At 50.5% G+C, this 13142-nt stretch carries 13 protein-coding genes; 5 read left to right on the top strand and 8 right to left on the bottom strand.

Annotated elements, in window-relative coordinates:
• Nucleotides 1–19: 19 nt before the first annotated feature.
• On the bottom strand, nucleotides 20–895 hold the full coding sequence (locus HOM51_01920) for a class I SAM-dependent methyltransferase (GenBank protein ID MBT5033254.1): 876 nt from the start codon (nucleotides 893–895) through the stop codon (nucleotides 20–22).
• Nucleotides 896–1102: 207 nt separating this feature from the next.
• Nucleotides 1103–1888 (bottom strand): transporter substrate-binding domain-containing protein, encoded by a 786-nt coding sequence (locus tag HOM51_01915; protein MBT5033253.1) that lies wholly within the window; start codon nucleotides 1886–1888, stop codon nucleotides 1103–1105.
• A gap of 283 nt (nucleotides 1889–2171) precedes the next feature.
• Here HOM51_01915 and HOM51_01910 point away from each other — a divergent pair, with 283 nt between their 5' ends.
• Nucleotides 2172–3524 carry a DUF4910 domain-containing protein gene (locus tag HOM51_01910; protein ID MBT5033252.1) on the top strand — a complete coding sequence of 451 codons (1353 nt, stop codon included), beginning with the start codon at nucleotides 2172–2174 and terminating at the stop codon, nucleotides 3522–3524.
• 1 nt (nucleotide 3525) lies between these two features.
• Here HOM51_01910 and HOM51_01905 read toward each other — a convergent pair whose 3' ends face one another.
• Genes HOM51_01905 through HOM51_01885 form a run of 5 tightly spaced genes read right to left on the bottom strand, consistent with a single transcriptional unit; the run spans nucleotide 3526 to nucleotide 7515 of the window.
• Nucleotides 3526–4788 (bottom strand): SDR family oxidoreductase, encoded by a 1263-nt coding sequence (locus tag HOM51_01905; protein MBT5033251.1) that lies wholly within the window; start codon nucleotides 4786–4788, stop codon nucleotides 3526–3528.
• Nucleotides 4788–5798 (bottom strand): ketoacyl-ACP synthase III, encoded by a 1011-nt coding sequence (locus HOM51_01900; GenBank protein MBT5033250.1) that lies wholly within the window; start codon nucleotides 5796–5798, stop codon nucleotides 4788–4790. Before HOM51_01900 ends, HOM51_01905 begins: the two co-directional genes overlap by 1 nt.
• Nucleotides 5795–6568 (bottom strand): MBL fold metallo-hydrolase, encoded by a 774-nt coding sequence (locus tag HOM51_01895; protein MBT5033249.1) that lies wholly within the window; start codon nucleotides 6566–6568, stop codon nucleotides 5795–5797. Before HOM51_01895 ends, HOM51_01900 begins: the two co-directional genes overlap by 4 nt.
• A complete protein-coding gene (locus HOM51_01890) occupies nucleotides 6492–7208 on the bottom strand; it encodes an SDR family oxidoreductase (GenBank protein MBT5033248.1) in 717 nt (238 codons plus the stop codon). The genes HOM51_01895 and HOM51_01890 overlap by 77 nt, the downstream gene beginning before the upstream one ends.
• A gap of 1 nt (nucleotide 7209) precedes the next feature.
• On the bottom strand, nucleotides 7210–7515 hold the full coding sequence (locus HOM51_01885) for a hypothetical protein (GenBank protein ID MBT5033247.1): 306 nt from the start codon (nucleotides 7513–7515) through the stop codon (nucleotides 7210–7212).
• Nucleotides 7516–7719: 204 nt separating this feature from the next.
• On the opposite strand from HOM51_01885, the gene HOM51_01880 reads away from it, so the two are divergent.
• The 4 genes from HOM51_01880 to HOM51_01865 are packed head-to-tail and all read left to right on the top strand — an operon-like array spanning nucleotide 7720 to nucleotide 12114.
• The gene (locus tag HOM51_01880; protein MBT5033246.1) at nucleotides 7720–8643 is read left to right on the top strand and encodes a class I SAM-dependent methyltransferase; all 924 of its coding nucleotides are present in this window, start codon (nucleotides 7720–7722) and stop codon (nucleotides 8641–8643) included.
• A 2-nt stretch (nucleotides 8644–8645) separates the two neighbouring features.
• Complete coding sequence (locus HOM51_01875) at nucleotides 8646–10487, top strand: HAD-IIIC family phosphatase (protein MBT5033245.1); 1842 nt, start codon at nucleotides 8646–8648, stop codon at nucleotides 10485–10487.
• Between the two features lie 14 nt (nucleotides 10488–10501).
• Nucleotides 10502–10744, top strand: coding sequence for an acyl carrier protein (locus HOM51_01870; GenBank protein ID MBT5033244.1), 243 nt, complete (start codon nucleotides 10502–10504; stop codon nucleotides 10742–10744).
• A complete protein-coding gene (locus HOM51_01865; protein ID MBT5033243.1) occupies nucleotides 10744–12114 on the top strand; it encodes a long-chain fatty acid--CoA ligase in 1371 nt (456 codons plus the stop codon). Before HOM51_01870 ends, HOM51_01865 begins: the two co-directional genes overlap by 1 nt.
• 165 nt (nucleotides 12115–12279) lie before the next feature.
• On the opposite strand, the gene HOM51_01860 is transcribed toward HOM51_01865, so the two are convergent.
• Entirely contained in the window at nucleotides 12280–13134 is an 855-nt protein-coding gene (locus HOM51_01860; GenBank protein MBT5033242.1) for a hypothetical protein, read from the bottom strand.
• Nucleotides 13135–13142 lie beyond the last annotated feature (8 nt).

Below are 13142 nucleotides of genomic sequence, written 5' to 3'. Positions count from 1 at the left end.
AAGCCCACCATATGAAAGGTTACGCGGCCGGGTAATGATCCTGGGTTTCTTTGTGCCAGCGATTGAAGAAATCGACGACGTCTTCCCAATTATCCTTTGGCCAGTCGATCTTCTTAGATTTATCGGTCTTTTTGCCGATGGCGACCATGTAGTCGGTGTCGATAAAGCGGTTGATGTGGGTGCGCTCAAACCCGCTTTCGGCAAACAACCCGGTCAGTGAATTCTCAGAAAACCGAATGGGGTGGGTGTCTGCGGCGCGAGGCCCTAAGTAATAATTGAGCGGTTTTTTGAACGGCACCAACAAACGACTGCCAGTCGAGATCGCCAGATGCCCGTCGTCCTTCAAAATATCATACGCCGCATCGATCATCGTGCGGCAGGATTGACTGGCTTCGACCGTCCACATGACGGTGACGATATCAAACTTTCGGGTTTTGCTTTCCTCAGATTCAATGAAGTCCTCGACGCTGCCACAAAAGGTTTCGATCCCATCCGCCGACATGATGTCGCAGTTTTCTTTTGAGGGCTCGACGGTGTAGACGTTGGCGCCATATTCCGGGTCCATGATCATTTTCAGAAACTGGCCTTCGCCGCCGCCGATGTCGCAGACGGATTTTCCCTTAAACCCAATGGAGTCATCGACAAAGCCTGCGACATAGGTCTGGCGGGCTTTTACGGCGGGAATTCGGGCTGTATAGGTCGGGCCATAAAGTTCTTCCGACCACACCTCAGCGATCCGATTGGCCGAACGGCGGGCTTTGATATACACCAAGCCACAGCTCTTGCAGACATGCAGGGGTTGGTTATTGGTGTAGAAATTAGAGCATTCAATCTCGGCGGCATCATCAGAGCCACACAGGTCGCAATTATGTGAAAAATATTCGTCGCTGGTCATGGTTTCTTCCTTTGGCCCTTTATGAGTTCTGGGGCGTGCTAAACGAACCGCTTCTGCGGCACTAAATCTACGAGGCTGAAAGTATCATCGGTAAAGTTAAGTTTGTTTTAAATTGTGTTCTAATGGTTTTGAGTATTTGTTGCCGTGATTTTGCAAATTGCAAAGCCGTTGGAAGGGGACGCGTTCACCACTTAAAATGCCGACGGCCTAATGTAGCCCTTCACAGTTTCCGCCATCCACAGACCCCCAACGCCGAAAGGATTCTTTAAATTTATTTGTTCGCTGGAGGGCAGAAATTGCTTTCTCAATGTCACCGGCACGTTTGAAGTTCTTAGATTTTCTGGAGATCGATATGTGAATATCATGAACCCGTGTGGTCAATACGGAACCCAGATAATCCCTCCAGTTTGCTGATAGTTTTACGTTGCCGTATTTATTGTGATGATAAGAATTAAAAACAATGCTATTCACCATGAAAGCGTCAAACCTGTTCAGCATCAATAAATTTATCAAAGGCGTTGTACTCGGAAAATATAAAGGCAGAACCTTAAATTTTTTCTCGTAAATCGGGCCAGTCGAAGCTCCTTGAACGAACCCAACCCGCTTCCCCGTCAGGTCACTAAGGCTCAAAATACTTGTTCGTTTACTTGATACCATAAGCATTTTGGTACATCCGATGCTTCCAAGATATTTCAGTTTAGAAGCCAAATCATCGCGTTTGAAGGATATAAATAAATCCATTTTTCCGGCTAAGATGTTACGAAAGGCGCGCTTAAACGGCAGCACATGCTTCTTTATGGGGAATTGCAATTCTTCTTCTAAGGCTGACGCAATATCCACGTACAGACCAGATTGCAAACCAGACCGGTCGATTTTTCCAAAGGGGAACAGGTCTATAACCGCGACCGTTAATTTTTCTTCAGCCTTAGCGGGAGTTGAAATAAACCAAAACAACGCCGCGATAAGTATGCAGGAAGTAGTTCGCTTTAACATTCAGTATTCCTTACTTTGAAAAATAAGAAACCCAGTCGTATGTTACGTGATCAAAGCGTATCTAACAAAATAATAGATGGTCAAGGCAATCAAATTTATGTGAGCCAGACCGACCCGGTTCTCGGACGCCTAATAGTTTCTGTTCCGGGCCAACAGGCGACAAATTTTCCGGTGTTCCAAGATATCTTCTTTTTAATTTGCCGTTCCAAACGCTCCTAAACGTTAACCAATTTTAAGAGTTGCTCTGTAAGATACCCCCTCAATCCTCAGCTAGAGAAAGACGATGAACGCAGAAGGCAATTTTGTCGGTTTCCCGGGGCTTACCATGCCGGGGGAAAAGAATTCCCAGTCCATGTGGTCGATGATGGAGGCGTTGTTTCCCATCTATCGGTCTCTTTTGGGGCCTGGGTATAAAGACTCGCTCGATGTCATTGATAAATATTTGCCCTTGGAGGTGACGGAGTTTCCCTCTGGGCAAGAAGTGTTCGACTGGACCATCCCCAAGGAATTCAAGGTCAATGAGGCTTGGGTTGAAGGACCGGACGGGACGCGGGTGCTGGACTTTGACATTCATCCCTATTGTGTATGGATCTACAGTCAGTCGTTCAGCGGTGAAATGGACCTGGACGAATTAAAAGAAAAAATTGCGACTGATCCAAATCTGCCCCATGCCTATCCTATGCGTCAGACCTATTACCGGGAGGCTTGGGGGCTGTCGGCCCCTTATGATTTGGTGGAGGAATTAAAGCCCGGGCGCTATAAGGTTCATATCGATACGGATCTCTATGATGGGGTTTTACGGATTGGAGAAGCCTATCTTCCGGGTGAAGTCGAAGAAGAAATCCTAATTAACAGCTATCTCTGCCATCCCCGTGGCGCCAACGATAATCTATCTGGCGTGGTCGCGGCGGTGGAGATTTTTCGCATGCTGGCTGAAATGCCAGACCGGCATTATTCGTACCGCTTGGCACTGTGGCCCGAAGGCATTGGGGTGATTGCCTACATGGCCAATTACCCCGAACGCTTGGCGAAAACCATTGGCGGTTATCAGTTGGGAATTTGCGGTGATGGTGCGCCGGTGAGCCTCGATCAGACGTTTGCCGGTGATACGATATTCGACCGTGCCGTAAAGCACGCGATGGAATTTTGTGGCCGTGAAGTGGTCACTCGGAAATTTAATATTTATGGCGGGGCCGACGTGCTGCACCTGAACAGTGTCGGCTATCGCTTGGCAGTTGCGAATATTACCCGAGGCGGGTCTCGGCCGGGGGGATATGCGGAATATCATTCCTCAGCGGACGATCTAGAATTGGTTCGGCCTGAATATTTACTGGAATCTCTACAAGTTGCGTGGGCCGCATTGATGACCGTGGAACGGACGCGCCGCTACAAAGGCACCTATCAGGTTACGCCATTTTTATCCAAGTACGGCGTCTTTCCCTACCAACACGGCTGGGGCACGGGCGGGCAGGGCACAGTGATTGGCAACGCATACTACGCCATGATGGGCGAGGCTGATGGTTCCAAGGACTTGCTGCAAATCGCCGAAGACAACGACATGCCGATTTTCGCGTTTGATGAATGTGTGCGGGAATTCAGTCGTGTGGGCCTGCTTGAGGAAGTAGAGCAGCCGTAATTTACGACATCGAAACTCCACCAGAAACATGCAGGGTTTCGCCAGTAATATGACGCGCGTTATCGCTGATGAGAAACGCGACCGCGTTGGCAATGTCTTCTGGGTCAGCAAGACGGCGCAGCGGCGTATTCATCTGCGCCAACATCTTTGCTTTGTTCGGTAGGTTCGCCAGCATCGGTGTTTGCGTCATGCCAGGGGCGACGACATTAACGCGAATTCCCTTTGGCCCCAATTCAACAGCAAGAGCCCGAGAGAACCCCGCGAGTGCGGCCTTCGCCGTTACATAAGCGGACTGCATCGCAGGTGGCACGTTATCGCCGTAGATTGATCCAATAAGGACGATACTGCCTGTCGAGTTCTCCATCATGTTTGCAAGCGCGCGATGGGTGCAGTGGCGGGCACCGCCGATTTGGGTCGAAAGGGTCGCTTCGAATATTGCCCAGTTTGTGTCTTCGAAGGCAGTCGGGATGGGCTCAGGGGCTGCGCAGTGAACGATCCCTGACACGGTGCCTAATTGGCTTTCAATATCAGAAAAAATTCTTTCGACATCGGCTTCACTGGCGACATCGCCTTGGACAGAAATGGCTTGGCCTCCCGCAGCAGATATTTCGGCGACCACCGCATCTGCACCTTTTTGGTTCGAATTATAGTTTACCGCGATGGCATATCCTTGGGCTGCGAGGTTTTTAGCGCATGCAGCCCCGATGCCACCACTGCCGCCGGAAATAAAAATGACTCCACCTGTCGCTTCTTTATTCTTGCTACTTTGCGGGGCTTCGATGGGCTTTGCATCGGTTGCAGCTGCTTCATCCGCAGTTTTCCCTGCAGTCAGGGTTACGGTGGATTGGCCGGTGACAATGGTGGTGTCGTCTTGATTGGAAATTTTTACGTCTAGGACCATGGTGTTGGTCGCGGTAGAGAGCTGTTTGACAGTCGCCACCACTCTTATCGAATCGCCAACAAAGGCGGGTCTTGTGAATTTTAGAGTTTGCTCCATCCACAGAGCGCCTCGACCGGGCAACAGCATGCCGATCATCGTAGAGATAAACGAAGACGTCAGCATGCCATGCACGATGGGTTTTCCAAACGATGTCGTGCGGGCGTATTCCGCATCAATATGAATGGGATTAAAGTCACCCGTGAGGGCGGCGAAGGTGTTGAGATCATCTTGCGAAATGGTGTGCGAAAGTTCGGATTGATACCCTTCATGGAGATCAGAAAACTTTAATTCAGCAGCTTGGCGGTCATCTGGGTTGTAAGTCATCAATACCACCTCATCATGGTTGTCCCAAAGATGAACCCGGCACCAACCCCCGAAATTGCGACAAGATCGTCGCGCTTTAAGAGATTGTTCGTGACCGCATCACAGAGCGTAATCGCCTGAGATGCGTCCGCCGTGTTGCCGTATTCTTCGACATTGGTATAGGTCTTGTCCATGGGCAGCCGCATTTTCCCCATGAGAAATTCAATCAGGCGCAGGTTGGCTTGATGGAAAATAAAGAAGTCCACGTCTTCTGTGGTCTTGCCAATTTTTTCCAGCGCTCGGCGCATTGATTTGGGTTGGTTCTGGACGACTTGCTTCCAGACTTCCAGCCCGTCGATGTCATAATACTGCAGGCCCTCGTTGATGTTATCTGGTCGCATAGGATGGCTGGAACCGCCGCCTCTCAAACGAACCGAATTGAAAGCGCGACCATTTGCCGACACATCGTTGGAAAGAATGCCATAACCGGCGGGCACTTGCTTCAACACAGCAGCCCCCACGCCATCACCGAAATACATCGCAGAGCCAGCCTTCGAATAATCGATAAACCTGGATTGTAGAGCGGCACCAATGACCAGCGAGTACTCAACGCTCGGATCAACAAGCATGCGGTCAGAGGCAACGCCCAGGCCAACTTGAAACCCGGTGCAATTCGCCATCAAATCAAAGACGCCTGCGTTATAGGCCCCTAACAAATCCTGGATGCGGCACGATACGGCGGGGTAGGTATAATCGCCGGTAAACGTGCAGGTGATGATCTGGCCCAGTTGTTCGGGCTCAATGCCTGCCATCTCCATCGCATCCCGGGCGGCAGCGGCACACATTTCCGATGCGACGTCGTCTTCGGATGCTTTGCGCCGGGTGACGATGCCAGTTTTCTCAACGATTTCAGCTGCTTTCATGCCGGACGTTGCTTCAAGGCTTTCGTTCGTAATGACGCCTTCGGGCAGGAATTTTCCAACTCCAGCCACGCCCACGCCGTAGTCGTCTCTCATCAGCGGGGCGATCATTTAAAAGCGCCTTCCATGGCATACTGTGGCGGGTCTTCTGAATAGTCTTGCCACCAGCTACGCGCATCTGCAACCGACCAAGTCCCACCATGTCCAGGAAACAACAACGTATCAGGTGGTAGAGAGTCGAGTAACTTACTGACAGATTTCTTAAGGCCTTCGCCGCTTGATCCAGGTAAGTCCGATCGGCCCACAAGTTTATTCAGAAGGGTGTCACCGGAGAAACAAATACCGTCCCAATAATAACATACCCCACCGTCCGTATGCCCTGGGGTGTGGATAAACTCTACCGGGTCACCGGACCAGGACGGGGTTGAGGTTTCCAAGGGTTGATAGCCCTCCGGGATTGTCACCACTTGGCGCTCGAAACTCATGGCATACAGGGTTGCGCGTTGCAGCAGGCGGTGATCGCCTGAATGAATGTAAAACGGCAGATCGTAGCGCGTGCAGACCGCATCAAGTGCGCCGACATGATCGAAATGCGCGTGGGTTAATAAGACCAGCTTCGGAATGCCGTCCATATGTTCGATGCTCTCGAATATCGCGTCTGCGTCGTTGCCCGGATCAATAAGCGCAATTTCCCGGCTCGCCACGTGTTGAACCACGTAGGAATTTTCCTTCCAGCGGCCAGTTTTAATGGTTTCGACCTGATAGTCGTCAGCGGTTGCGATGCGGCGGGCTGGGCTGTTCACGCTAATCCACCAGTCCGATGTAGACGACTTGTCCGGTGATGCTGGCGGCTTTGTCGGAAACAAAGAAATCGGCGGCATGACAGATTTCTTGCATCTCAATAATTCTGGGGAAGGTCTGAAGCGCGAGCATTTGGTCGCGCCATTCTTCCGACTTTGCCAGTTCTGCAGACGCATCAGTTTCCATCATCGCAGGCGCAATGATGTTGCAGGTAATGTTCTGCGGTGCCAGTTCGCGGGCCAAGACCTTGGTCATTTCAGTGACGGCTGATTTCGTCGCTGAGTAGACCGCCGTACCTTCCTGGTGAAGGGCCGCCATTGTTGATGAGATTGTTAAAATACGTCCAGACCCTTGGCGGATCATGAGCTTGGAGAATTCGCGCAGAACGTAGAATACGCCCGCGAAATTCGTCCCCAGAAAATCCTCAAACACGTCGCCTGGTGTCATGGGTAGAAAGAGTGCTGAACGCGCCAGTCCTGCGTTGCAAATTAAGACATCTACACGGGTTGCCTCGCGCCGTACATCCCGCGCCCACTTTTGAACCTCGGCTTCATCGCGGACATCGACGACGCTGTGGGAATAGTCGGGATGATCTATCGTTGCGTCACCCCGGCTGCAGCCAGCGACCGAATACCCTAGGCCCAGAAAATGCTCCGCCAAGGCGCGTCCTAATCCCCGGCTGGTGCCGGAAATAACGCAATGCTGTTTGTCGGTGTTCATATTAGCCAGCAGCGAGGCCGACCAAATGATCAGCAAGCACGCCAGCGGTAAGGATCGGATTGTTGATATCAAACCCGCCGATGTCGGTCAGAATTACCGGATAGTCGCCGTCTAATTGTTGCTGAAGGCGGTCTTCCACGTCCATGACGAAATTAACAAATCCGAGGGAGTCCAGGCCGCTGTCGGCGCCGCTTCCCATCAGGACGGTTTCATCGGTCATTGCTATCTGATTTTTCAGGGTTCCGGACCGGGCAAGACTGTCCAGGCTTTCCTGCATCAAATTCATTGCTAATTGCTTATCCAGCATCAATTTTTTCCGTTCATTAGCTACTTTAATTTTTCAAGTCGTCCTTCCGGTAACTCTTTATCAAGGAAGGGATTTTATCATGGTGTTCAAACTTAAGTAGCAAAGGTGAAAATTCCGTTATTATCTTGCCGCCAGGGGTGGTTTTGCCTGGGGTGGAATTGTCGGAAAGTTACCAATGCCTGTGGCGTTATGGAATTTAGCCTGATGACTCAAGACTCCTGCCCCGAATTATTGCGCATCGCGGAGCTAATCGCCGCAGAGAACCCGCTCCAAAAAAAGCGGATTGAGGCTTTTTTTACGACACGCGGTCCTGAATATTGGGAATTTGCTGAAAACTTAAGCCTGATCCTGAACAATGGCTTCCTGACAACTGATGACGCGCGCCAGGAAGCAGCGCGGTCTTACAACAAAATGTGCATGGATTTTTTGTCGGCACAGATTCAATTCCGCAAAACTGGCAAATATTCGATAGACGATTCTGCCGTCGCAGTTGACGAGGTCTACAGTGATTTGGTGGTCATGCGGTATTACATGGTTGGATTGCTGATCTCCTACATGTTCTGGCCCAACCACTACGAACTGTTCCGGTTCTTCTTGGATAAATTGCCGAAAGGTGAGGTGAAGAACTACCTAGAGGTAGGTGTCGGTCATGGATTGTTCACGTCCACAACGTTGACCAAGTTTGATGAAGCCATCGGCACGGTCGTTGATATCAGCGAAACATCCATAAAGACTGCAGGCGAAGTTCTTAAAGCGTTTAACGTCGATGAATCCCGACTGAATTTTGTGCACGGGGATTACTTGAAAACCGATCTCGGGTCTCAGACTTTTGATTTTATTATCCTGGGTGAAGTCCTGGAGCATGTGAACGATGCGCCAAAGTTTATGGATCGGACGAAGCAGTTGCTGGCACCAAATGGCCAAGCCTATATGTCGACGTGCGCCAATTGCCCGGCGCTGGATCACGTCTATCATTTCCATTCAGCCGAGGAAATTCGAGACCTGATCACGGATGCAGGTTTCAAGATCGTTTCAGATTTAGCGTTGCCAGCGGAAAATGTTCCTGAAAGCAGTTGGGCTGAGGAGCTGATCACGATAAATTACTGCGGCCTCTTGGAGCATGCTTAGCCATGCCAGAAGATGGAAGAGTAAGCGGTGAGAGAATGGATGACCTGAACAAAGCCATGGATCGGTTGCGTAAAGAACAAGTGTATTCCGCCTACACGTCGGTTAGCAATATTTTAGAAGATCAGGCTGATGGTGAGGCGACGGATTACCGTGTCGCGATCTTGCGCAATATCACGGTCGAACCCGTTCTCCCTGTCATAGCTGGCGAAATTGGGCTCTTGGGATTACAGCCAAAATTTTATGTTGGTGATTTCGATACCATCGCACAGGATATCTTTAGTCCTAAAAGTGATCTTTTTAGTCATAACGCCGATGCGATTATTTTGTTTCAGTGGCTTGAGTTGTTATCGCCAGCTTTGCAAAACGAAATTTTGTCGTTGGGGGCAAAAGGCATCGAGCAGGAAATTGAGAGAGTCCTCGATCATTTCAGGACTCAGTTTTCTGCTTTGAGAGATCAGACAACTGCGGGAGTCTTGGTCAATAACTTTCCTATTCTGCATCGGCCCACCCTGGGAATCATCGAAGCCCAAAGCGGTGGGGTGCAGAATGCGGCGATGGTTAAGCTTAATACGGGCTTGGCGGAGGTGGCTAATGAATTCAGCGATGTTTACATCGTTGATCTGCAAGGACTTTTTGCAAGGCTGGGTGCTGCATCTGCTTTCGATGAGCGGTATTGGGCGATGGCAAAGGCGCCGATTGGCAAGAACGCGCTGGTGCCTGTCGGTCAAGAATACGGCAGGTTCTTCCGCGCTCTAAGCGGCCATGCCCGGAAGTGTTTGGTGCTGGATTGTGATGGAACCTTATGGGGCGGGGTCGTCGGTGAAGACGGTCTGTCTGGCATTCGTCTTGGCCTTGAATACCCGGGAAATTCCTTCGTCGCGTTCCAACGTGAAGTCCTCAACCTTTATAATCGCGGTGTCATTCTTGCCGTCTGTTCAAAGAACAACGAGGACGATGTGTTGGAGGTGTTCCGAGATCACCCGGACATGGTCCTAAAGGAAAATCATTTCGCGGCGTTGCGGGTCAACTGGTCCGACAAGGCCGAAAACCTTATCAGCATTGCCGACGAACTGAATATCGGTGTTGATGCGCTGGTGTTTGTTGATGATACGGACTTTGAATGTGATCGGGTTCGGGGCGCGTTGCCGGAAGTTGGTGTGCTTCATTTAAGCGGCGATCCATCGTCCTTCCGGCGGCAGTTATCGGAGGCGGGCTTGTTCGATAATTTGACTGTTTCTGATGACGACCTGAAACGCAATAAATCTTACCAAGCAGAACGCCAACGCAAGTCTCTATCCAAAACCGCTTCGTCGTTGGAGGACTATCTTGGGAGTTTGGATATCAAGGCCAAAATTGGCTTGGTGACTGAAAAGCAAATTCCACGAGCATCTCAACTGACCCAAAAAACCAACCAGTTTAATCTCACGACCAAGCGATATACCGAAGGCGAAATTCGGGCGTTCAGTGATCGTGACGGCAGCGATGTGCTTACCATGTGGTTGGGTGATAACGTGGCTGAGATTGGTACAATTGGGGTTGCGATCATTCTCTATAAAGACGAGACGGCAGAGATAGATTCTTTTTTACTGTCCTGTCGTGCACTTGGTCGCGAGGCGGAAAACGCTTTCTTAAAATTTGTGATAGATAATGCGCGTACGAGGGGTTGTAAGACAATCTCGGGCAGTTATTTGCCAACAAAGAAGAACGCTCAAGTTTCAGAATTTTATGAGAAACGTGGGTTTGATCAAGTTGAAGACACAGAATGGTGTCTGGATTTATCCAATACAAAGGCAGATAAAATCATCTGCCCCGCGTGGATCAACATGGAAGAATTTCCAAAGTAAAGACAGGAGAAAATATGTCGAATAACGTAGAAAGATTGCAGCGTGTCATGGCCGATGTCTTGAAGATTGAGGCATCAGAAATTGGTGATGATACATCCGTTGATACGGTGGAAGAATGGGATTCGCTCCGCCATTTGAACCTCGTCCTCGCGTTGGAGCAGGAATTCGATATTTCGTTTACCGAGGAACAGACAGTGGAAATTTTGAATTTTCCATTAATCAAAATGGTTCTTGAAGAACACCAAGTGAGCTTCTGATGTCCGCACCCACGACGTCCGCAGTTGAGACACTGATTAATCGGCTTTCTGAGATACCGAATGATCCAGCCCTATTTTGGCGCGGCCGGGAATATACCTATCAAGAATTCTTAGACTCAATCGAGGTTTGGAATAAACGGCTTGAGGAAGACGGCATCAACGCCGGAGATGTCTGCGCGTTTTATGGCGACTACAGCCCGGCAACCTCTGCGCTTATGTTCGCGCTGATGCAACGGGGTGCAGTGCTTGTTCCGTTGACCGGTGATGTCGATGCGGAGCTGCCGGAACTTTTAAACATGTGCGGTGCGAAGGTTCTATACCGCTTCGATGAAAACGATGACTTTGTATTGGAGGCACAGCCTAATTGCGTCCTGCCTGAATTGATCAGTACGTTTAATGAAAAAGGTCATCCGGGACTCGTGGTGTTCACATCAGGATCGACCGGCAAGCCCAAGGGAATTTTGCAGGACGTCGAATTTGTCGCCCGTAAATTCGTTGAAAAGCGCAAAGGCTGGCGCACCATACTTTTCTTACTCATGGATCACTTCGGCGGGTTCAATACGTTTCTATCGAGCTTTGCCTATGGCGGAACGGCGGTCTGTACCACGTCGCGCGATCCTGAAACCATGGCGCGCACCATTCAGGATGGAAAGGTAACGTTGCTGCCGACGACGCCAACGTTTTTGAATTTCATGATCGTGAGCCGGCAATACGCGGTCTACGACTTGTCGTCTGTGGAACTGGTTACCTATGGGACTGAGCCCATGCCGGAAACGACGCTTAGTCAACTTAGTGAGGTGTTTCCGAGCGCGCGGATTAAACAGACCTACGGGTTGTCGGAATTGGGTGTCCTGCGATCACAATCTAAGGACGATGGTTCGTTATGGCTTAAGGTTGGTGGCAAGGGGTTTGAGACCAGAATCACCGATGGCATTCTGTGGATCAGGTCCGAAGCCAACATGGTCGGCTACCTCAATGCGCCGAACCCGTTCGATGAAGAAGGCTGGCTGTGCACCGGCGATGTGGTTGAAGAAAAAGACGGCTACATCCGCTTCATGGGACGCGAAACCGAAGTGATAAATACCGGCGGTAAAAAGGTATTTCCGCTGGAGGTTGAGAACGTCCTCATGCAACTCCCTAACATCCGAAACGCCGCCGTCGAAGCACGACCGCATCCGATTATGGGACAGGTGGTGCAGGCTCGGGTTTCACTGATAGAGCCGGAAGACCCAGCGGACCTCTCCGAACGCTTGCGGTTAGAATGCAATAAAACAATGGCGCGCTATAAAGTGCCGGTGCGGTTTGTCGTGGTGGAAGATGAAACGCTTCACAGTGCGCGCTTTAAAAAGCTTCGGGCGAATTTATCTTAGCTTTCCTAGAACGCCTGTCTGTGCCGCTCAGCGTCCTTCGAGACGCCGCTGACGCGGCTCCTCAGGATGAAGAAATTTTCTTACTATCTCTAGGAATAAAATAAAACCTTCATCCTGAGGAGCGCTGAAAGCGCGTCTCGAAGGACGCCTGAGTGAAGTTCAAGTCTATCCATGCGGCGGCCAACGTTCCTCAGGTTTAAGCGTCGCCATTTCAGCCTCTTTGCCGTCCGCAACCCAAGCTTTCAACTCGTCCACGTTTTCATGATAAACGTACGGGTCAGCCGCAAACATGGCTTCATTTACCCGGTGAAATTCTGAGGCCTTCGCGGACTCCATGGGAATTCGACGGTTGGGACTTTTCAAGACCACGCCGGCATCGGAAAGCGCCGGACCCAGGCTGGTAATATCCCACTCAGGAACCGCATTTAGAGACCGCGAATACATAACTTCTTCGCAGGGGCCGAGCGATTTCCCGTTATCAAAAATCTCCCCCTTGAAACGTTTGTAATAGCGATAGGGGACTTGCAGGGTTTCCTCTGCGTAATGCATCAAACTGCACGACAACCACGACACACCAAGAATGCTAATCCGAATATCCGCCTCACACATCCAACCGAGAACACCGTCTGGCCCCCAAGCTGTGGTGGAGGGGCACGACAAAAGTTCTTCTGCGCGCGGCCCGCGAACAGCATAACTGTTCATCGGTGAACGTGAACGGGTGAAAGCTTTGTCGGCAAGCGCTGATTCCGGAAGAACGCCAGTCTCAGGCTTGCTCAAGGTTAAATCGTAGGTCCGGTTACGGGCGAAATCGAGATAGCTGTAGGCTGGAAAAATAAGCGTCCGCTCAGGTCCAACAAACTCATCGATGATTTTGAGAAGCCTCGGCCCGATCTCTTCTGCAGGCCAACGAAACTGCGGCGCGAACGTCCATAACCCGGAATAGATCGCAATGATCTCATCCTCGACAGGCAGCGTCGCCGCAAGGACATCAATAAATTCTTTTTCTGTGAGTGCACTCATAGATGTTT

The sequence above is a fragment of the Rhodospirillaceae bacterium genome (genome assembly GCA_018660465.1).
GTDB lineage: Bacteria > Pseudomonadota > Alphaproteobacteria > Rhodospirillales > JABJKH01 > JABJKH01.
The sequence above is the reverse complement of the archived record's forward strand: the minus strand, read 5'-3'. Positions and strand labels throughout refer to the sequence as shown.